The sequence below is a fragment of the Nocardia sp. NPDC046763 genome (assembly GCF_040645495.1).
Lineage (GTDB): Bacteria > Actinomycetota > Actinomycetes > Mycobacteriales > Mycobacteriaceae > Nocardia.
In genome coordinates this window covers 49,028-68,121 of record NZ_JBEYYI010000015.1, presented here as the reverse complement: position 1 = coordinate 68,121, position 19,094 = coordinate 49,028, and the positions used below count along the sequence as shown (strand labels likewise).

Sequence of the window (19,094 nt, the reverse complement as noted above, 5' to 3'; positions counted from 1 at the left end):
GCTCGGTTGCTACGGCTGCTGCAGGGCGGCCAGGACCGCCTTGGCCGTCGCCACGCCGATGCCCGGGACCTCGGTGATCTGCTCCACCGTAGCCTGCTTGAGCTTGGCGACCGATCCGAAGTGCGTGACCAGCGCGGTCTTGCGCGCCGAGCCCAGTCCGGGCACCGAGTCCAGCACCGATTCGGTCATCCGCCGCGAGCGTTTGGAGCGGTGGAAGGTGATGGCGAAACGGTGCGCCTCGTCGCGGACCCGCTGCAGCAGATACAGCGCCTCACTGGTGCGCGGCATGATCACCGGGTCCGCCTCGTTCGGCACCCACACCTCTTCCAGGCGCTTGGCCAGTCCGATGACCGCGACATCGGTGATGCCGAGTTCGTCGAGCACCTCCGCGGCCGCATTCACCTGCGGCGCACCGCCGTCCACCACATACAGGTTGGGCGGGTAGGCGAAGCGGCGCGGCTTACCGGTCCGGGGATCGATGCCGGGCAGGCTGGATTCGACTGGGTCCGAACCGGATTCGAGGTCGGCGGCCTCGGCGGCGTCCAGGTCGCGGCGGAGCTTGCCGAAGCGCCGCCGGGTCACCTCGGCGATGCTGCCGACGTCGTCGGAGCGGCCGTCGCCCGCGGCCTCCTTGATGGCGTAGTGCCGGTACTCGGACTTGCGGGCCAGGCCGTCCTCGAACACGACCAGCGAGGCCACCACATCGGTGCCCTGCACATGCGAGATGTCCACGCATTCGATGCGCAGCGGTGCGCTGTCCAGATCCAGGGCGTCCTGTAGTTCCTGCAGCGCTGCCGAACGCGCGGTCAGGTCGCCGGCGCGCTTGAGCTTGTGCTGGGCCAGGGCCTCCCGGGCATTGCGCTGCACGGTCTCGGCCAGCGCCTTCTTGTCGCCGCGCTGCGGCACCCGCAGCTGCACGGCCGATCCGCGCAGGTCCGAGAGCCACTGCTGAACCTGCTCATGATCATTGGGCAGAGCCGGGACCAGCACCTCGCGCGGGACCACGGCCCCGGGCTGCGCGTCCCCGCTCTGCGCGGCGACCGCGGTCTGCTCGCCGTAGAACTGGGTGAGGAACTGCTCGACCAGGGCGGCCAGCTCGCCGCCGGATTCCGCCACGTCGGGCTCGATCGGACCTGCGGCGGGACCCTCCGCGGTTACGCCGGCAAGCGCTGGGCGGTGGAGCGACGCCTCCGGGCCTGACCGCCCCGGGTCCAGGGCGTCGCCGGACTTGTCGACCACCCAGCCGCGCTGCCCGCGCACCCGGCCGTCGCGCACGTGGAAGATCTGGACCGCGACCTCGAGCTCGTCCACCGCGAAGTCGATGACATCGGCGTCGGTGCCGGTGCCCAGCACCACGGCCTGCTTCTCCAGGGCGCGCTTGAGCGCCTGCACGTCGTCGCGCAGGCGGGCGGCCAGCTCGAAGTCGAGTTCGTCGGCGGCCTCGTGCATGCGGCGCTCGAGCTGCTTGACCAGGCGGTCGGTCTTGCCGGAGAGGAAGTCGCAGAAGTCGTCCACGATCTGCCGGTGCTCGGCCGCGCTCACCCGGTCGATGCACGGCGCGGAGCACTTGTCGATATAGCCGAGCAGGCACGGCCGCCCGATCTGACTGTGCCGCTTGAAGACTCCCGCCGAGCAGGTCCGCACCGGGAACACCCGCAGCAGCAGATCCAGGGTCTCGCGAATGGCCCAGGCGTGGGCGTACGGGCCGAAGTACCGCACGCCCTTCTTGCGCGCGCCGCGGTAGACGAACACCCGCGGGTACTCCTCGTCGAGGCTGACCGCCAGCACCGGATACGACTTGTCGTCGCGGTAGCGGACATTGAAGCGCGGATCGAATTCCTTGATCCAGTTGTATTCCAGCTGCAGCGCTTCCACCTCGGTGGACACCACGGTCCACTCGACCCCGGCCGCCGTGGTCACCATCTGCCGGGTGCGCGGGTGCAGCCCGGCCACGTCGGCGAAGTACGAGTTCAGGCGCTGGCGCAAGCTTTTCGCCTTGCCGACATAGATGACCTGCCCGAACTTGTCCCGGAACTTGTAGACGCCTGGTTCGACGGGAATGGTGCCCGGTGCGGGCCGGTAGGTCGCGGGATCTGCCACGGTTCCAGGTTAGTCAGTGCCCCCGACAGGCGGCCAAGGCCTCCGACACACCCACGGGGCCCCGGGCGACCATCCGCGGCGGTCCCGGCGACGAAGTATCCGCAAGATCATTCACCGGGAGGGAACGCCATGATCCGACTGCGTTTGCGCCGCCGCTCGCGCGCAGCAGTGCATCGCCTACGGATGCGCATCGGGCGCGGGCCGCAGCGTCCACGCGTCCCGCAGGACACGCCACGCCGGGACACCGATCTCCGCGAGGTTCGGCCGTCCAGCGGGGTCTCGTGCCCAGTATGGGATGAACTGTTTCGCTTGATCTGTCCGTATACGAGGGAGCTTGTTCGATGACGAACCATCACCATCTCCACCCGCGCCGCCGGTCACTCGCGATAGGTTCCGCACTCGGCATCGGCGTGGCAGGCCTGATCACGGTGTCGGCGCCGGCCGCCGGCGCCGACTCGGTCTGCCGCATCGAGCGGGCGCTCGACACGGCGACCTTCACCTGTCCCGCGGACACCTGGTACGCCGCGGTGGTGCAGTGCCTGGGCACCCGGCAGGTGGGCAGCGGCTACCAGGCCCCCACCTACATCGTGGGCGATTCGCCACGGCCGCTCATCCCCATGACGATCGAGTGCAGGGGTGAGGGCAAGAACGGCATCGTGCTGAATGCCTGGACCGACGGGCCGTTCTGACCTGACGCTCACCGTTCCGGTCCGCGTCGTGCGGACCTACACGATCTCGCGCCGCAAAGCCGGTGCGAGATCGCCCTTTTCGCCCACCTCGACGGTTTCGAGTTCGAGCCAGTCGGCCATGGCCCGCAGCGCCGCGGCCAGCGCCGCCGCCACCCGCGAGTGGTCCCGGCCCGGCTCGGCGAACGCGCCCGGCACCAGCAACCGCCCGGTCCCGCGCTCGGCCCGCAGGTCCACCCGCGCCACCAGTTCGCCGTCCAGCAGGAACGGGAAGACGTAATACCCGTGCACGCGTTTGTGTTCCGGCGTGTAGATCTCGATGCGGTAGTGGAAGTCGAAGAGCCGCTCGGTGCGGTCGCGGAAGAAGATGAGCGGATCGAAGGGGCACAGCAGCGCCGCGCCCGTCACCCGGCGCGGAGTGCGGGCCTCGGCATGCAGGTAGGCGGGCTTGTCCCAGCCGGCGACGGTGACCTGCTCCAACTCCCCGGCGTCGAGGAGATCGGCGATGGCGGGCTCGGTTTGGCGGCGGTTGAGCCGGTAGTAGTCCCGCAGATCGGTTTCGGAGCCGATGCCGTGCGCTCGCGCCGCCCGCCGCACCAGTTCCCGCACGGCGTCGGCTTCGTCCGGTTCGCGCGAGAGGACCGGGGCCGGAAGGACATTCGCGGCCAGGTCGTAGTGCCGCTGGAAGCCCACCCGTTTCGGCACCGTCAGCTCCCCCGCCGCGAACAGCGCCTCGCACACCACCTTGGTGTCGCTGTAGTTCCAGCCCCAATTGTCCTTGGCCCGTGGCCGATCCAGCTCCAGATGCCGCTCGATCTCCCCCGCCGTGCTGGCCCCGAACTCCTTGACCACACCGAGCACATCGTCGGCCAGGGCCGGATTGCGTTCGAGCACCTGCCGCATCCCGTTCCAGCGTCCGTGCCGGTACTGCACCATGCGCCAGCGCATGAGCGACCAGTCCTCGACCGGAATCAGCGCCGCCTCGTGTGCCCAGTACTCGATGAGCTGCCGCGGCCGCCGAGCGGTGTGCCCCCACGCGGCCTCGTCCAGCAGCGCCCGGTCGTAGGCCCCGATCCGGCTGAACACCGGCGCGTAGTGCGCGCGCACCACCGCCGACACCGAGTCCAACTGCAGCAGCCGGGTGCTGTCGAGCACCTTCAGGACCGCGCGCCGGGTGGGCGTCCCGCTCGGCGGTGCCGAGGCGAAGCCCTGTGCCGCGAGTGCAGTGCGGCGCGCCGCCGCGAGTGACAGGGATCCGGACGAAGAAGTCGGCACACTCGAACCATGCCATGTCCCACCGACAACCTCGTTCGATACAGCACCGTATCGAGCACCTGTACAGTAGCGACCTCGTTCGATACATTCGTGTATCGAACTTCGACACCAAGGAAATCATGGGCATGATCGAGAATCCGGATGTCATCGTGGTCGGGGCCGGGCTGGCCGGCCTCGTCGCCACGCACGAGCTGGTCAAGGCGGGACGCCGCGTGCTCGTGCTGGATCAGGAGAACCGCGCCAACCTGGGCGGCCAGGCGTTCTGGTCACTGGGCGGGCTGTTCTTCGTGGACAGTCCCGAACAGCGGCGACTCGGGGTCAAGGACAGCCTCGCGCTCGCCGTGCAGGACTGGTTCGGCTCGGCCGGCTTCGACCGTGAGGACGAGGACCACTGGGCGCGGCAGTGGGCGCGCGCGTACGTGGAGTTCGCGGCCACCGAGAAGCGGCAGTATCTCTACGATCTCGGGCTGCGGGTGACGCCCGTGGTCGGCTGGGCCGAGCGCGGCGGCGTGGCCGCCGACGGGCACGGCAACTCGGTGCCGCGCTTCCATCTCACCTGGGGCACCGGCCCCGAAGTGGTGCGGGTGTTCCTCGAACCCGTGCTCGAGGCCGAGAAGCGGGGACAGGTCGGCTTCGCCTTCCGGCACCGGGTCGACGAACTGATCGTCGAGGACGATGCGGTGACCGGCGTGCGCGGCAGCGTGCTGGAGCCCGCCACCGAGGCCCGCGGTGTCGCCTCGTCACGAAATATCGTGAGCGAGTTCGAGTTCCGCGCGCGGGCGGTCATCGTATCCTCCGGCGGCATCGGTCACAATCACGAACTCATCCGCCGCAATTGGCCGACCGACCGGCTCGGCCCCTGCCCCGAGCACCTGATCTCCGGCGTGCCCGCGCACGTGGACGGCCGCATGCTGGGCATCACCGAGGCCGCGGGCGGGCGCATCGTGAACCGGGACCGCATGTGGCACTACACCGAGGGCATCCACAACTGGGATCCGATCTGGCCCGATCACGCCATTCGCATCATTCCCGGCCCGTCCTCGCTGTGGTTCGACGCCAATGGAAAGCGCATGACCGCACCGGCCTTCCCGGGTTTCGACACCAATGCCACCATGAAGCAGATCCTGGCCACCGGCTACGACTACTCGTGGTTCATCCTCGACCAGTCGATCATCGAGAAGGAGTTCGCGCTCTCGGGCTCGGAACAGAATCCCGATCTCACCGGCAAGGATCTGAAGCTGGCCCTCAAGAGCCGGGTGGCGAAGGGCGCCCCGGGCCCGGTGGAGGCGTTCAAGCAGCACGGCGTGGACTTCGTGGTCGCCGACACCCTCGCCGAGCTGATCACGGGCATGAACAAGATCTCGCGCGGCCCGCACCTCGACCTCGCCGACATCGAGCGCCAGATCGTGGCCCGCGACCGGGATGTGGAGAACAAATACAGCAAGGACGCCCAGCTGATGGCCGTCAACAACGCCCGCCGCTTCCTGGGCGACAAGGTCCGGGTGGCGAGCCCGCACAAGATCCTGGATCCCGCGCACGGCCCGCTGATCGGCGTGCGCCTGAACATCCTGACCCGCAAGACCCTGGGCGGACTGCAGACCAATCTGGACTCGCAGGTCATCCGCGCCGACGGCACCCCGTTCCCAGGCCTGTACGCCGCGGGCGAGGTCGCCGGGTTCGGCGGTGGCGGTGTGCACGGCTACAACGCGCTGGAGGGCACCTTCCTCGGCGGCTGCATCTTCTCCGGTCGCGCCGCCGGCCGCGCGCTGGGCAATACCGCCTCCCCGGAACTTTAGCGGGCAGCTGAGTGCCGTTGGCCGACATGCACCCGTGCCGGCGGTTGACTGCCGAACCAATTCAGGACGTACCCGGCGAGTTACCCAGAAGGGCACGAAATCAGTTGTCGCCCATCGCCCGGATATTGGTCCGGGCGGTGGGCGACCGATCTCCCCGGAACTTTAGCGGGCAGCTGAGTGCCGTTGGCCGACATGCACCCGTGCCGGCGGCTGGCTGCCGAACCAATTCAGGACGTACCCGGCGAGTTACCCGGAAGGGCACGAAATCAGTTGTCGCCCACCGCCCGGATATTGGTCCGGGCGGCAGGCCGCTCGATCACTTCAGGGTGCAACCGCGAACCAGCGGTAGAGGTCGCGGCGCAGTAGCAGCGCCAGCACCACGCCGGACACCATTACGCCGAAGAGCACGGTGAACGGTCCCACGCCCGTGGGCATTTCGGCCGACACCAGCGTGAAGATGCCCAGGAACGACTGCAGGCTGGCCAATCCGAGCGCGGTCACCCAGATCCAGCGCGAGCGCAGCCCGAAAAGCAGTGCGACACCGCCGGTCACCCAGGCGGCGAAGAAGTGGCCGATACTGCCGACCACGCACGAGACGCCGCCGGTGATGGACAGCAGGCTGTGCAGCACCGCCAGTCCCATCGCGCCGAGCGCGGCGTATTGCGTCTCCCGGACCTTGGCGGGCATGTCGATCTCGGAACCATCACGGCGCAACCCCCGCACCCCGTCGAGCGCCCGCTCGAAAAATGTGGCTGGAACGCCGTTTTCCGTGGCGCCGAGTGTCATATCCACCTGGTCGGCAACGGCCGTTTGCGAACTCACAGCACTCCTCATCGAGTAACCCCTGGTCGCGCGCCCCCTGCGAACACGCTGAACCTGACGCTAACCAAATGTTCGGATTCCAGACAATCCGGTTGACCAAGTTATGACCATGGCCACAACCGATAGCCGGCATTGGAATCAGTGATCTCGAACACATAACGGCCGCACGCGATTTCGCGTGCGGCCATTGAAAAGCGCAGGTCCGGACAGAGTTTCCCAGTCTACCTCCGGAAGCGGAAAACTACTTGTCGTCCATGGGGATCGGCGGAATCACCGGGAACTCGCCGGTGTAGCCCTCACGCAACGTGGCGATGGCCAGCACCCGCGGGCTGGCGAACTTCCACCCGATGGCCAGCGCGGGCACGATGATCACCAGGCTGGCCACCGTCCACGTACCGACCGGACGGTCGAAAGCCATCAGCACCAGCACCGCGAAGAGGAAAACCAGCGTTGCGATGCCGGTGTAGGGCGCACCGAACATCCGGAAAGCCGGACGCTCCGCCTGCCCCGTCTTCCACAGGTAGAACAGCTTCAACTGGCACAGCACGATGGTCGCCCAGGACGCCAGAATGCCGAGCGACGCGACGTTCAGCACGATTTCGAAGGCCTGCGACGGCACAATGTAATTCAGCCAGATACCGAACAGCGCAATAGTGGCGGTGAGCAGAATGCCGCCGTACGGCACACCGGCGCTCGACATCCGCGAGGTGAATTTCGGCGCGCTGCCGTTCATCGCCATCGAGCGGAGGATGCGGCCGGTCGAATACAGTCCGGCATTCAAACTCGACAGCGCCGCGGTGAGCACCACGAAATTCATGATCGAGCCCATGTGCGCGACACCGAGTTTGCCGAAGAAGGTGACGAACGGGCTCTCGCCGCCCTTGTACGCGGTGTAGGGCAGCAGCAGCGCCAGCAGAATCACCGAGCCGCAATAGAACACGGCGATACGCATGATCACCGAATTGATGGCGCGCGGCATGATCTTCGCCGGATTCTCGGTCTCGCCGGCCGCGATGCCGACCATTTCCACGGCGGCGTAGGCGAACACGACGCCGGAGGTGACGGTGACCAGCGGCAGCACGCCGGTCGGGAACCAGCCGCCGGCGTCGGAGACCATGCGCAGGCCGGTGCTCTGCCCCTCGACCGCGAAGCGCCCGGCCAGGAAGACGGTGCCGACGACCAGGAAGGTCATCAGGGCCACCACCTTGATCATGGCGGCCCAGAATTCCATCTCGCCGAACCATTTCACCGAGACCAGGTTGATGCCGAGCACGATGATCAGCGCGCCCAGCGCCAGCAGCCATTGCGCGATCGGCTGGAAGGGTCCCCAGTAGTGCAGATAGGTGGCGATCGCGGTGGTGTCGACGATCCCGGTCATGGACCAGTTCAGGAAGTACATCCAGCCGGCTACGAATGCGGCCTTCTCGCCGAAGAATTCGCGCGCATAGGAGACGAACGAGCCCGAGGACGGACGGTGCAGCACCAGTTCGCCGAGCGCGCGCAGGATGAAGAAGACGAAGATGCCGCAGATCAGGTACACCAGGAACAGCGATGGGCCGGCATTGTGGAGCCGGCCACCCGCGCCCAGGAACAGGCCGGTACCGATGGCACCGCCGATGGCGATCATCTGCAATTGCCGAGGTTTGAGGGCTTTGTGATAGCCGCTGTCCTCGGCATTGAGGCTGGTGGCAGTAGTCCGGATCTCGGTCATTCGCCGGGTTAACCCTCCGCAATCGTGAAGTGAGGCAGCCTGAGGGTACCTTGTCGTTTGCTGGGTTCCACATCGACGCCCAGAGCGGGGAAACCCTCGAAAGGGAAGGCCCGGTCAAGCGACCAATTGGTGTGCTTTTCAGAGATTGCCTTGAAAGCGCTGAAATCCCTGGACGACCGACGGCTCGGAGTTCCCCGGTAGCCCCCCGATCCGGCCCCTCAAAGCCCCTGCCCGCACGGGCCCACGGCGCTAGAGTCCGATCATGAGGCGCTTGCGACGAATCGGGAGCGGCGCTGCCGCTCTGCTGCTGCTGGTCGGATTGGTCACCGCCTGTTCGTCGTCGACGAACCAGACCGCGTCGTGCACGGTGTCGCCCAACGGAACTCCGGTCACCTCCGGGGTGCCCGCCGGGCCCAGCGGCACGAATCTGGCCCTGCACCCCGAGGTCGCCACCGGCTACCGCACCGGCATGACACCCGTGCGCACCGGCGATTTCGCGGTCTCCACCGCCAATCCCGTTGCCACCGAGGCAGCTTGCCGGGTGTTGCGAGACGGCGGCACCGCCGCGGACGCGCTCATCGTGGCACAGACCGTGCTGAATCTGGTGGAGCCCCAGGCCACCGGCATCGGCGGCGGCGCGTTCCTGATGTACTACGACGCCAACGCCAGGACCGTCGACGCCTACGACGGCCGCGAGACCGCCCCGGCGGCCGCCACCGAGGACTATCTGCGCTACATCAGCGCCGCCGATCACACTGTGCCGCAACCGAATGCGCGGGCCAGCGGGCGCTCCATCGGCACGCCGGGAGTGCTGCGGATGCTGGAGCTGGCCCACAACGAGCACGGCAAGCAGCCGTGGAAGAGCCTGTTCGCGCCGGCGATCGACCTGGCGGATCAGGGCTTCACGATCTCACCGCGGATGGCGAGCCAGATCTCCGACTCCAAGGCCGACCTCGCGCGCGACGACAACGCCAAGGCGTATTTCCTGCAGCCTGACGGCAGCCCGAAGCCGTCCGGCGGCACGCTCACCAATCCGGCCTTCGCCAAGACCCTGTCGGCCATCGCGACCGACGGGGCGAACGCCTTCTATACCGGCGCGATCGCCGCCGACATCGTGGACACCACAGCCGCCACCGCCGGCGGACGCACCCCGGGGCTGCTGTCCCTGGCGGATCTGCAGTCCTACCAGGCGAAGAAGCGCACCGCGGTGTGCTCGCCCTACCGCACCCACGAGGTATGCGGCATGCCCAATCCGTCCTCGGGCGGCATCACGGTGGAAGCAGCCCTGGGCATCCTGTCCAACTTCGACCTGGCGGCGATGAAGCCGACGGACCTCGGCGGCGACAGCGCCACCGCCCGGAACGGCGGCAAGCCCACCCCGGAGGCCGTGCACCTGATCGCCGAGGCCGAACGCCTCGCCTACGCCGACCGCGACAAGTACATCGCCGACTCGGATTTCGTTCCGCTGCCGGGCAATTCGCCGCAGACACTGCTGGATCCCAGCTACCTGAAGCAGCGTGCGGCGGTCATCGACCCGACCAGGAGCCTGGGCACCGCCAAGCCGGGTGACTTCGGCCCGGCGCCGGTCGGCAACGGCCCGCAGCAGCCCGAGCACGGCACCAGCCACATCTCCATCGTCGACAAGTACGGCAACGCCGCCGCCATGACCACCACGGTCGAATCCGCGTTCGGGTCATTCCATTTCGTGGACGGGTTCATCCTCAACAACCAGCTCACCGACTTCTCGGCCGAACCGGTCGACATGAACGGCACCCCGATCGCCAACCGCCTCGACCCGGGCAAGCGGCCGCGAAGCTCGATGGCCCCGACCCTGGTCTTCGACCGCAATCCCGACGGCTCGCGCGGCGCGCTCAGCTACGTCACCGGTTCGCCCGGCGGGGCGGTGATCATCCAGTTCGTGGTGAAAACCCTGGTGGGCATGCTGGATTGGGGCATGAACCCGCAGCAGGCGGTGTCGATGATCGACTTCGGCGCGGCCAACTCCCCCACCACCTATGTGGGTGGTGAGCATCCGGCCGTCGACGCCACCGACAACGGCGACCACGATCCGCTGGTGCAGAAACTGCGCCAGTTCGGGGATCAGGTCTCGGTCGCGCCGCAGTCCAGCGGTCTGTCGGCCCTGGTCCGCGACGGCAATGGCTGGATCGGCGGCGCGGACCCGCGCCGCGAGGGCGCGGTGCTCGGCGGCCCGCGCTAGTGCCGGTCCCCGTTCTCGGCGCTGTACTTGGCGCCGAGTTCCCGGAACCGGTCCATGGCCTCGGCGGCGCGCATCTTGTCGTTGGAGCGGATGGCCATCATGGGCACGTACTCGTCGTGCGCCAATTCCAGCCGGGCCCAGGACTTCTTGTCCGGGAAGGAGATCCCGCGGATGTCCTTCCACTGGAACTCGCTGTCGCCCACGATATTGCGCACCGTCACCCCTCGCCGCCCGACCCGCACCCGGGGCCGGGTGAGCGTCAGCACGCCGCCGGCCAGCAGCAGGCCGAACACCATCAGGCCGATCTGGTCGGAGACCCGGAAGTTCACGCCGGTGGATCCGTGCCGCAGCACGATGCCGCCGAAGATGAAGATGGCCGCCAGCACCCCCGCCACGATCCGCACGGTGACGATGGCGTGGTGGGGCCGCACCTCGAGATCCCAGTCGCCCGCGGCGGTGCCGGGCTGCACCGGCGTTTCGGTTTCGGTCGGCTCGGCCATGGTGTCCTTGGACTCCGCTTTCTGCTCGGCCCGCGGATCGGAGTGCGCCGCAGGCGTTTCCGGCGTGGCGGCAGGCTTGCGGGGCGGCTCCTCGGAGCCGTCCCGCTTCCAGATCCGCACGACCGGCATGGCTAGACGGTCTGGGTCAGTTCGCGCAGGGTCAGCGCGGCGTCGAGGGCGGCGGCCGCGGCCTGCTCGCCCTTGTTCTCGATCGAGCCGGGCAGGCCCGCGCGATCCAGCGCCTGCTGCTCGGTGTTCACGGTGAGCACGCCATTGGTGACCGGGGTGCTCTCATCGAGGGACACCCGGGTCAGACCGGCGGTCACCGAATCGCACACGTACTCGAAATGCGGTGTCTCACCACGGATCACGACACCCAGCGCGACCACCGCGTCATGGCTGCGGGCCAGCGCCTGCGCCACCACCGGCAGCTCCATCGCGCCGGCGACCCGGACCACCGTGATATCGGCGACGCCCGCGGCCCGGGCGGTCTGCTCCGCGTTCGCGACCAGCGCGTCGCAGATGGTGGTGTGCCAGCGCGACGCCACGATCCCCAGCTTGAGGTCCTTGGCATCGGCCAGTTCGAAGGTCGGTACGCCCGTACCGCTCATTCTTGTTCCGCCCTCTCGATAGTCGGCTCCGGCGCGTCAGTTCGCGGTTTCGCCCAGGTCCAGGTCTTCCAGGCCGACCAGGTCGTGGCCCATCCGATCCCGCTTGGTGCGCAGATACCGCAGATTGTGCTTGTTGGCGCGCACGGGCATCGCCACCCGCTCGCTGATGCTCAGGCCGTAGCCCTCGATCCCGGCACGCTTGTCGGGATTGTTGGTGAGCAGCCGCATCGAGGTGATGCCCAGATCGGCGAGGATCTGCGCGCCGATGCCGTAGTCGCGGGCGTCGGCGGGCAGGCCCAGGTCCAGGTTGGCGTCCACGGTGTCGGCGCCGCCGTCCTGCAGCTGGTAGGCCTGCAGCTTGTGCAGCAGCCCGATGCCGCGGCCCTCGTGGCCGCGCATGTAGAGCAGCACACCGCGGCCCTGCTGGGCGATCATCTCCATGGCTGCGTCCAGCTGCGGGCCGCAGTCGCAGCGCAGCGAGCCGAAGGCATCGCCGGTGAGGCATTCGGAGTGCACGCGCACCAGCACGTCCATGCCGTCGCCGATATCGCCCATGACCAGGGCCACGTGCTCGGCGTCGTCATATTCGCTCTCGTAGCCGATGGCCCGGAAGTCGCCGAACTCGGTGGGCAGCTTGGCCTCGGCCACCTGCTTGACATGCTTCTCGTTGCGGCGGCGCCAGGCGATCATGTCGGCGATGGAGATGAGCGCCAGATCGTGCTCGTCGGCGAAAATGCGCAGCTCCTCGGTGCGCGCCATATCGCCCTCGTTCTTCTGGCTGACGATCTCGCAGATGACGCCGGCGGGGCTGAGCCCGGCCATCCGGGCCAGATCCACGGCGGCCTCGGTGTGACCGGGGCGGCGCAGCACGCCACCGTCCTTGGCACGCAACGGAACCACATGGCCGGGGCGGGTCAGATCGTCGGACTTGGCGTTGCGGTCGGCCAGCACGCGCATGGTGGTGGCGCGGTCGGCGGCCGAGATGCCGGTGCTGATGCCCTCTCGGGCGTCGACGGAGACCGTGTAGGCGGTGCCGTGCTTGTCCTGGTTGACCGCGTACATCGGCGGCAGGCCCAGGCGATCGCAGTCGTCCCCGGTGAGCGGTACACAGATGTAACCGGAGGTGTAGCGGATCATGAAGGCCACCAGCTCGGGCGTCGCCTTCTCCGCCGCGAAGATGAGGTCGCCCTCGTTCTCCCGGCCCTCGTCGTCGACGACGACGACCGCCTTACCGGCGGCGATGTCAGCGACTGCGCGCTCGATGGTGTCGAACCTGGTCACGTCTGTTGTGCTCCATCTCGAATTAGGTGCCTCATTACAGTAGGGCACTGTCCAATTTGCGCCGCCTCCGCGTCGCGGGTTCGCGGCCCTGGAGGTCTCGTTCTTCCCTCCTCCGCTCCTCCGCTTCGCTCCCCCGCTCCAAGCGCGGGGAGGCGGAGCGCAGTCCAGAACGAGACGGGCCGCGAACCTTGGACGTCAGCCGCGCTGCACGAGCCGTTCGACGTACTTGGCGATGATGTCGACTTCGAGATTCACGATGGTGCCGACCGCGGCGGTGCCGAGGGTCGTGAGCTCGCGGGTGGTAGGGATGAGCGACACCTCGAACCAGTCCTTGGCGCCGTCGGCGAAGGCGTCCTCGGCCAGGCCGATGCCCGAGACGGTCAGCGAGATGCCGTCCACGGTGATCGAGCCCTTCTCCACCACGTAGCGAGCGATGCTGTCGGGCAGAGAGATTCGCACGACCTCCCAGTTCTCGTACGGGGTGCGGGAGACGATGGTGCCGGTGCCGTCGACGTGACCCTGCACGATGTGCCCGCCCAGGCGGCTGTTCACGGCTGCGGCGCGCTCGAGGTTGACGCGGGAGCCGACGGTCAGGCCGCCGATGCTGGAACGGTCCAGGGTCTCGGCCATGACGTCGACGGTGAAGGTGTCGCCCTCGACCTTCCGGTCGACCACGGTGAGGCAGACGCCGTTGACGGCGATCGAATCACCGTGTCCCGCATCGGAGGTCACCAGGGGGCCGCGAATGGTCAGCCGCGCCGAATCGTCCAGCTGCTCGTTGGCGAGGATCTCACCCAGCTCCTCGACGATGCCTGTGAACATGCGTACCTCTCCCTGATCTCGTGTGCGTGCTCCGCTCGAGCCAACAGCCGGTGCGGTACGCGGTATTCCCCGCGTGGACGGCCGTCCCCACCAGCCTAACGACGCGGGGTCGTAGGCGACATGCGGCCTCGTTCAGTGGAGCGTTGGATACCGGTAGATGGACGAAATCGGGCATAAGCCAATGTGCGATCGAATAATTGTGTTCATTGGTCGCGATCGCCAATTGAAACGCCGGGATTTACCGGCACTTTGAATGGCCTGACCTGGCCCAACGTGGAGTGGTACCCAATTCGCGACTCGCTCAATCCAGAATCTTGCGCGGCAGCGAAAGTGGCCGCAAGATTGTTATGCAGCTGATTCCCACAGTTCAACTTCTCCGCGAGCAGTTCAGTGCAGAACGGTCAACGCGTCCACGGCGATCCGGGCCGGGACGATCATCGCAAGCAGAACCGAAGGAAGGTTGGGCCCCGCGCGGGTCGGATTCAGGTGGCAGACAACACAATCGGCACAGTTGGGGGTGCGGGGTGACCATGCTTCTCGATTCGACACTCGAAGTTCGCTGCGTGCAGTACCGACGCGAATTTCACCTGCCGGCATCGATCGACCCGACGTCGCGGCACATCCTGTTGGAGATAGGCACTCGTTACGGGGCCATCACCATGCCCGCCGACCTCGGCGAACGCGTCCAGCAGCAGCTGGCGCAGGCCAATCTGGCCGGCCCGGTCGTGCACCATCCCCGGGCACGACGATGGACCTTCATCACCGGCCCCGCCCGGCCGGAGTCCCTCACCAAATCGGTGGCCGCCGCCCTGTTCCGGCTCTACGCCACCGTCGCGTGCCCGGGAGCGCAGGTCGTGCTCCCGTCCGCAGACGACGAGCGGACGGGATACCGCACCTGGGTGCACTCCCCCGATTCCAGCGACACGATACCGCCGCTGGAATCGGTGATCGAAGCGCTGCTACGGCACTGAGCCCGCGTTACTGTGCGGACGCCGCCTCGATCGCGATCACCTTCTGCCGCAAGATTTCCACGGTCGCGGCCGGGTCCGGGGTGCCGTACACCGCGGAGCCCGCCACGAAGCAGTCGATGCCGGCCTCGGCGGCCTGCTCGATGGTGTCCATATTGATGCCGCCGTCGATCTCCACGACCAGGCGCAGCTCACCCGCGTCGACCAGGCGGCGCACCTGCCGGGCCTTGTCGAGCACGTGCGCGATGAAAGACTGCCCGCCGAAACCGGGTTCGACGCTCATCACCAGCAGGGTGTCGAACTCGCGCAGGATCTCGAGGTAGGGCTCGATCGGGGTGTTCGGCTTGACCGAGAGCCCGGCCTTGGCGCCGGCGGCGCGGATGTCACGCGCCACCGCGATCGGATTGTCGGTGGCCTCGGCATGAAAAGTGACGTTGTAGGCGCCGGCCTCGGCGTAGCCCGGGGCCCAGCGCTCCGGGTTCTCGATCATGAGGTGGCAGTCCATCGGAATATCGGTGGCCTTCAACAGGCTTTGCACCACCGGCAGACCCAGCGTCAGATTGGGAACGAAGTGGTTGTCCATCACATCGACGTGCACCCAGTCGGCGCCCTCGATCGCTTGCAGTTCGGCCGCGAGATTCGCGAAGTCGGCGGACAGGATGGACGGGGCGATCATCGGCGCGGGCCGCTGGAAGGGGGAGGAAGAGGTGCACACGGGCCGCAGTCTATCGGGAGCCCCCGGTGGTCCCCACGTCAACGGGAATGGCTGATTGCCGCGCACCGGAATGGGTAGCCTCTACAGGGTGATCAACATTTCGGCGGAACAAGGGTTGCGCGGTACACCGGTCGAGATCGGTGTCGCCGCATCCGTCTCCCAGTTGCCCATCGTGCGCGGACTCGCCGAAACACTGGTGCTGCTCAGCGATTTCACCCTGGACGAGGTGGCCGATATCCGGCTCGCCGTCGACGAGGCCGCCTCCACGCTGATCGCCGTCGCCGCGCCGGGCACCACGCTGCAGTGCCTGTTCACCGTCGGTGAGTCCGATCTGATCGTGCGGGTGAGCGGCGTCGCCGGGGCCGAGGGGCTACCGGATCAGCGCAGCTTCGGCTGGCATGTGCTGCGGACGCTCTCCGACGAGGTCACCGCCACCCAGGAACCCTTCGATCCGGCGATCTCCGGATACCCGACGGCGGTGGAGTTCCGGCGGGTCCGGGGGAAGGCGTAGTGACCGACGCAGACAACGTGTTCGCATCACCCGCCGACGCGCCGGAACCCGAGGAACCGCGCGACGACCGGGAACCGGACGAGACCGAGGACAGCGCCGAGGAGACGGTCGACGCCGACGAGGCCGAGGAGGTCGCGCGCAGCGTCTCCGGCTACGACGACGTCGCCACGCTGTTCGAGGAACTGGCCGCCGCCGCACCGGAATCCGGGCGGCGTGCCGCACTGCGCACCGAATTGATCAACCGCTGCATTCCGCTCGCCGACCACATCGCCCGCAAATTCAGCGGCCGCGGTGAGCCTTTCGACGACCTCACCCAGGTCGCGCGGGTGGGGCTGGTGCACGCGGTGGACCGCTTCGACATCTCGCGCGGCTCCAACTTCCTGTCCTTCGCGGTGCCCACCATCATGGGCGAGGTCCGTCGCTACTTCCGCGACAACACCTGGGCCATGCGGGTGCCGCGCCGGGTCAAGGAAACCCACCTGCGCATCGGCTCCGCCATCGACGCCCTCTCCCAGCAGCTGGGCCGCTCCCCCACCGCCAAGGAGATCGCGGCCGCCCTCGAGATCGACGCCGACGAGGTCACCCAGGCGGTCATCGCCGGAAACGCGTACCAGCCCAGCAGCATCGACGCCGTCTCCGTCGGCCGCGACACCGAGGCCTCGCTCCTCGACACCCTCGGCGAGGAAGAATCCCAGTTCGACCGCGTCGAGGAATACGTGGCCATCCGGCCCCTGCTGGCCGGGCTCCCGGAACGCGAACGCCGCATCCTCACCATGCGTTTCTTCGAATCCATGACCCAGACCCAGATCGCCCAGCAGATGGGCATCTCCCAGATGCACGTCTCCCGGATCCTCTCGAAAACCCTTGCCCGCCTGCGGGAACAATCCGCCCGCGAGTGACTCCGGCGTGGCCGGGGCCCCGGCGCGTGCCCGGCATGGGTAGATTGCGATCGGGCCATGATCGCCTCGGCCGGATGCAAAGGGGTCGGTGTTGTCACAGCAGCTGCCGTTCGATTCGCTGTATCGGCACGGGTTCGCGCGGGTCGCGGTGGCCGTGCCACCGGTGCGGGTCGCCGATCCGGGCTTCAACGCCGAACAGACCCTGCTGCTGGCGCGCCGCGCCGCGGCCGAGCACGCGGCGCTGACGGTCTTCCCCGAGCTCGGGCTGTCCAGCTACACCGCCGACGACCTGTTCCATCAGGACGCGCTGGATGCCGCGGTCGGGCTGGCGCTCGAGCGCGTGGTCGAGGAGAGCACGGCCATCGAGACGGTGCTGGTGGTGGGTGCGCCGGTGCGGGCGCAGGGTCGGCTGTTCAACTGCGGCATCGTGATTCACCGGGGCCGGGTGCTGGGAGCAGCGCCCAAGAGCTACCTGCCCAACTATCGGGAGTTCTACGAGAAGCGTCAGTTCGCGGCCGCGCGGGAGGCACTCGACGACCAGGTGGTGATCGCCGGGCAGCGGGTGCCGTTCGGGGCCGATCTGCTGTTCGCCGCGAGCAACCTGCCGGATTTCGTGTTCCATCTCGAGATCTGCGAGGACGGCTGGGTACCGTTGCCGCCCAGCGGTTTCGCCGCGCTGGCCGGGGCCAGTGTGCTGGTGAATCTGTCGGCCAGCAATATCGTCATCGGCAAGGCCGACTACCGGCGCGAACTGTGCGCCTCACATTCGGCACGGTATATCGCCGCGTACCTGTATTCGGCTGCCGGGCACGGCGAGTCGACCACCGACATGGCCTGGGACGGACAGGCACTGGTGTGCGAGAACGGCAATGTGCTGGCGGAGGGCGAGCGGTTCGCCGGGCACCCGCAGGTGGTCACCGCCGATATCGATCTGCGGCGGCTGGCCGCGGACCGGCTGCGCACGACCAGCTTCGCCGACACCGTGCACGATCATCGGGAGCGGCTGGAACGGTTCCGGCGCATCGACGTCGAGCTGCCCGTGCCCGCCGGGACCGTCGCGCTGCGGCGCGACATTCCGCGCTTTCCCTATGTTCCCGCCGATCCGGCCCGCCGCAACGAGCGCTGCGCCGAGGTGCATCGCATCCAGGTGGAGGGACTGAGCACACGGCTGACCGCCACCGGATCACGGCGGGTGGTGATCGGGGTGTCCGGCGGCCTGGACTCCACGGTGGCGCTCATCGTGGCCACCAAGACCATGGACCGGCTGGGGCTGCCGCGCTCGAATGTCCTGGCGTACACCATGCCCGGCTTCGCCACCAGCACCCGAACCCTCGAGGACGCGCGGCGGCTCATGCGGGCGGTCGGGGCGACGGCACACGAGATCGACATCCGGCCGTCGGCCATGCAGATGCTGCGAGACCTGAAGCACCCTGCCGCCGAAGGGGTTCCGCAGTACGACGTCACCTACGAGAACGTGCAGGCGGGCGAGCGCACCTCACACCTGTTCCGGCTGGCCAATCTGCACGATGCCCTGGTCGTCGGCACCGGCGACCTCAGCGAACTCGCGCTGGGCTGGTGCACCTTCGGCGTCGGCGACCACATGGCCCACTACAGCGTGAACGCCTCAGTCCCCAAGACATTGATCAAATACCTGGTGGCCTGGACGATCGACACCGGCGAGCTGGGTCCCGAGGCGGGTGAGGTCCTGGCCTCCATTCTCGCCACCGAGATCTCCCCCGAACTCGTTCCCGGCGACGGCGATGCTCCCCCGCAGAGCTCCGAGGCCACCGTCGGCCCCTACGAACTCCAGGACTTCCACCTCTACCACCTGCTCCGCTTCGGTGACCTGCCGAGCCGCATCGCCTACCTGTCCCACCATGTCTGGTCCGATCGCACCCGCGGCGGCTGGCCCGACCTCGTCCCCGCCGACCAGCGCCACGAATACGACCTGCCCGCCGTCAAGCACTGGCTGGCCGAATTCCTGCGCCGTTTCATCCAGACCAGCCAGTTCAAACGCTCCACCCTCCCGAATGCCCCCAAGGTCGGCTCGGGCGGATCCCTGTCCCCACGCGGTGATTGGCGCGCGCCGAGCGATGCCTCGGCCGCCGCCTGGCTCGACGAGCTCGACCGCAACGTCCCCGGCTGACGCCCGCTGCGGATCCGCTACGACCCCGGCCGC

General features: G+C 68.0%; 16 protein-coding genes. 7 read left to right on the top strand and 9 right to left on the bottom strand.

All coding sequences use genetic code 11. The features are described from left to right. Window positions 1–9: 9 nt before the first annotated feature. A complete protein-coding gene (gene uvrC, locus ABZ909_RS23985; RefSeq protein WP_357003234.1) occupies window positions 10–2,100 on the bottom strand; it encodes an excinuclease ABC subunit UvrC in 2,091 nt (696 codons plus the stop codon). 341 nt (window positions 2,101–2,441) lie between these two features. On the opposite strand from uvrC, the gene ABZ909_RS23980 reads away from it, so the two are divergent. Continuing rightward, on the top strand, window positions 2,442–2,789 hold the full coding sequence (locus tag ABZ909_RS23980; RefSeq protein WP_357003232.1) for a hypothetical protein: 348 nt from the start codon (window positions 2,442–2,444) through the stop codon (window positions 2,787–2,789). Window positions 2,790–2,825: 36 nt separating this feature from the next. Here ABZ909_RS23980 and ABZ909_RS23975 read toward each other — a convergent pair whose 3' ends face one another. Beyond that, window positions 2,826–4,061 carry a crosslink repair DNA glycosylase YcaQ family protein gene (locus ABZ909_RS23975; protein ID WP_357003230.1) on the bottom strand — a complete coding sequence of 412 codons (1,236 nt, stop codon included), beginning with the start codon at window positions 4,059–4,061 and terminating at the stop codon, window positions 2,826–2,828. Window positions 4,062–4,186: 125 nt separating this feature from the next. Here ABZ909_RS23975 and ABZ909_RS23970 point away from each other — a divergent pair, with 125 nt between their 5' ends. After that, complete coding sequence (locus ABZ909_RS23970; RefSeq protein ID WP_357003228.1) at window positions 4,187–5,857, top strand: FAD-binding dehydrogenase; 1,671 nt, start codon at window positions 4,187–4,189, stop codon at window positions 5,855–5,857. A 321-nt stretch (window positions 5,858–6,178) separates the two neighbouring features. Here the strand turns inward: ABZ909_RS23970 and ABZ909_RS23965 are convergent, their stop codons facing one another. Together ABZ909_RS23965 and ABZ909_RS23960 are read right to left on the bottom strand one after the other, a co-directional pair. After that, the gene (locus ABZ909_RS23965) at window positions 6,179–6,679 is read right to left on the bottom strand and encodes a hypothetical protein (protein ID WP_357003226.1); all 501 of its coding nucleotides are present in this window, start codon (window positions 6,677–6,679) and stop codon (window positions 6,179–6,181) included. A 241-nt stretch (window positions 6,680–6,920) separates the two neighbouring features. Continuing rightward, window positions 6,921–8,390 carry an amino acid permease gene (locus ABZ909_RS23960; protein ID WP_357003224.1) on the bottom strand — a complete coding sequence of 490 codons (1,470 nt, stop codon included), beginning with the start codon at window positions 8,388–8,390 and terminating at the stop codon, window positions 6,921–6,923. 262 nt (window positions 8,391–8,652) lie between these two features. Between ABZ909_RS23960 and ABZ909_RS23955 the strand changes: the two genes are divergently transcribed. After that, the gene (locus ABZ909_RS23955; protein WP_357003222.1) at window positions 8,653–10,608 is read left to right on the top strand and encodes a gamma-glutamyltransferase family protein; all 1,956 of its coding nucleotides are present in this window, start codon (window positions 8,653–8,655) and stop codon (window positions 10,606–10,608) included. Here ABZ909_RS23955 and ABZ909_RS23950 read toward each other — a convergent pair. The 4 genes from ABZ909_RS23950 to ABZ909_RS23935 all read right to left on the bottom strand — a co-directional run bounded on the left by ABZ909_RS23950 (window position 10,605) and on the right by ABZ909_RS23935 (window position 13,822). Further along, window positions 10,605–11,237: a PH domain-containing protein gene (locus ABZ909_RS23950; protein ID WP_357003220.1), complete on the bottom strand. Its 633-nt coding sequence runs from the start codon at window positions 11,235–11,237 to the stop codon at window positions 10,605–10,607. The genes ABZ909_RS23955 and ABZ909_RS23950 overlap by 4 nt on opposite strands. Before the next feature lie 2 nt (window positions 11,238–11,239). After that, window positions 11,240–11,719: a 6,7-dimethyl-8-ribityllumazine synthase gene (gene ribH, locus ABZ909_RS23945; protein ID WP_357003218.1), complete on the bottom strand. Its 480-nt coding sequence runs from the start codon at window positions 11,717–11,719 to the stop codon at window positions 11,240–11,242. A gap of 36 nt (window positions 11,720–11,755) precedes the next feature. After that, on the bottom strand, window positions 11,756–13,000 hold the full coding sequence (locus ABZ909_RS23940) for a bifunctional 3,4-dihydroxy-2-butanone-4-phosphate synthase/GTP cyclohydrolase II (protein WP_357003216.1): 1,245 nt from the start codon (window positions 12,998–13,000) through the stop codon (window positions 11,756–11,758). Between the two features lie 195 nt (window positions 13,001–13,195). Continuing rightward, window positions 13,196–13,822 (bottom strand): riboflavin synthase, encoded by a 627-nt coding sequence (locus ABZ909_RS23935; RefSeq protein ID WP_357003214.1) that lies wholly within the window; start codon window positions 13,820–13,822, stop codon window positions 13,196–13,198. Window positions 13,823–14,385: 563 nt separating this feature from the next. Between ABZ909_RS23935 and ABZ909_RS23930 the strand changes: the two genes are divergently transcribed. Continuing rightward, complete coding sequence (locus ABZ909_RS23930) at window positions 14,386–14,793, top strand: hypothetical protein (RefSeq protein ID WP_357003212.1); 408 nt, start codon at window positions 14,386–14,388, stop codon at window positions 14,791–14,793. A 7-nt stretch (window positions 14,794–14,800) separates the two neighbouring features. Here ABZ909_RS23930 and rpe read toward each other — a convergent pair whose 3' ends face one another. Beyond that, window positions 14,801–15,466: a ribulose-phosphate 3-epimerase gene (gene rpe / locus ABZ909_RS23925; protein ID WP_357003497.1), complete on the bottom strand. Its 666-nt coding sequence runs from the start codon at window positions 15,464–15,466 to the stop codon at window positions 14,801–14,803. A 127-nt stretch (window positions 15,467–15,593) separates the two neighbouring features. On the opposite strand from rpe, the gene ABZ909_RS23920 reads away from it, so the two are divergent. The 3 genes from ABZ909_RS23920 to ABZ909_RS23910 all read left to right on the top strand — a co-directional run bounded on the left by ABZ909_RS23920 (window position 15,594) and on the right by ABZ909_RS23910 (window position 19,061). Then, the gene (locus ABZ909_RS23920) at window positions 15,594–16,016 is read left to right on the top strand and encodes an anti-sigma factor (RefSeq protein WP_357003210.1); all 423 of its coding nucleotides are present in this window, start codon (window positions 15,594–15,596) and stop codon (window positions 16,014–16,016) included. Beyond that, a complete protein-coding gene (locus ABZ909_RS23915) occupies window positions 16,016–16,915 on the top strand; it encodes an RNA polymerase sigma factor SigF (RefSeq protein WP_357003208.1) in 900 nt (299 codons plus the stop codon). The genes ABZ909_RS23920 and ABZ909_RS23915 overlap by 1 nt, the downstream gene beginning before the upstream one ends. Window positions 16,916–17,003: 88 nt before the next feature. Then, window positions 17,004–19,061 (top strand): NAD(+) synthase, encoded by a 2,058-nt coding sequence (locus ABZ909_RS23910; RefSeq protein ID WP_357003206.1) that lies wholly within the window; start codon window positions 17,004–17,006, stop codon window positions 19,059–19,061. Window positions 19,062–19,094: the final 33 nt, after the last annotated feature.

Bases quoted from the DNA above. Each gene is read 5' to 3' on its own strand.
- ribH (WP_357003218.1), bottom strand. From the start codon at position 11,719: ATGAGCGGTACGGGCGTACCGACCTTCGAACTGGCCGATGCCAAGGAC.
- ABZ909_RS23950 (WP_357003220.1), bottom strand. From the start codon at position 11,237: ATGCCGGTCGTGCGGATCTGGAAGCGGGACGGCTCCGAGGAGCCGCCC.
- ABZ909_RS23955 (WP_357003222.1), top strand. From the start codon at position 8,653: ATGAGGCGCTTGCGACGAATCGGGAGCGGCGCTGCCGCTCTGCTGCTG.
- ABZ909_RS23980 (WP_357003232.1), top strand. From the start codon at position 2,442: ATGACGAACCATCACCATCTCCACCCGCGCCGCCGGTCACTCGCGATA.
- ABZ909_RS23935 (WP_357003214.1), bottom strand. From the start codon at position 13,822: ATGTTCACAGGCATCGTCGAGGAGCTGGGTGAGATCCTCGCCAACGAG.
- ABZ909_RS23970 (WP_357003228.1), top strand. From the start codon at position 4,187: ATGATCGAGAATCCGGATGTCATCGTGGTCGGGGCCGGGCTGGCCGGC.
- rpe (WP_357003497.1), bottom strand. From the start codon at position 15,466: ATGATCGCCCCGTCCATCCTGTCCGCCGACTTCGCGAATCTCGCGGCC.
- ABZ909_RS23960 (WP_357003224.1), bottom strand. From the start codon at position 8,390: ATGACCGAGATCCGGACTACTGCCACCAGCCTCAATGCCGAGGACAGC.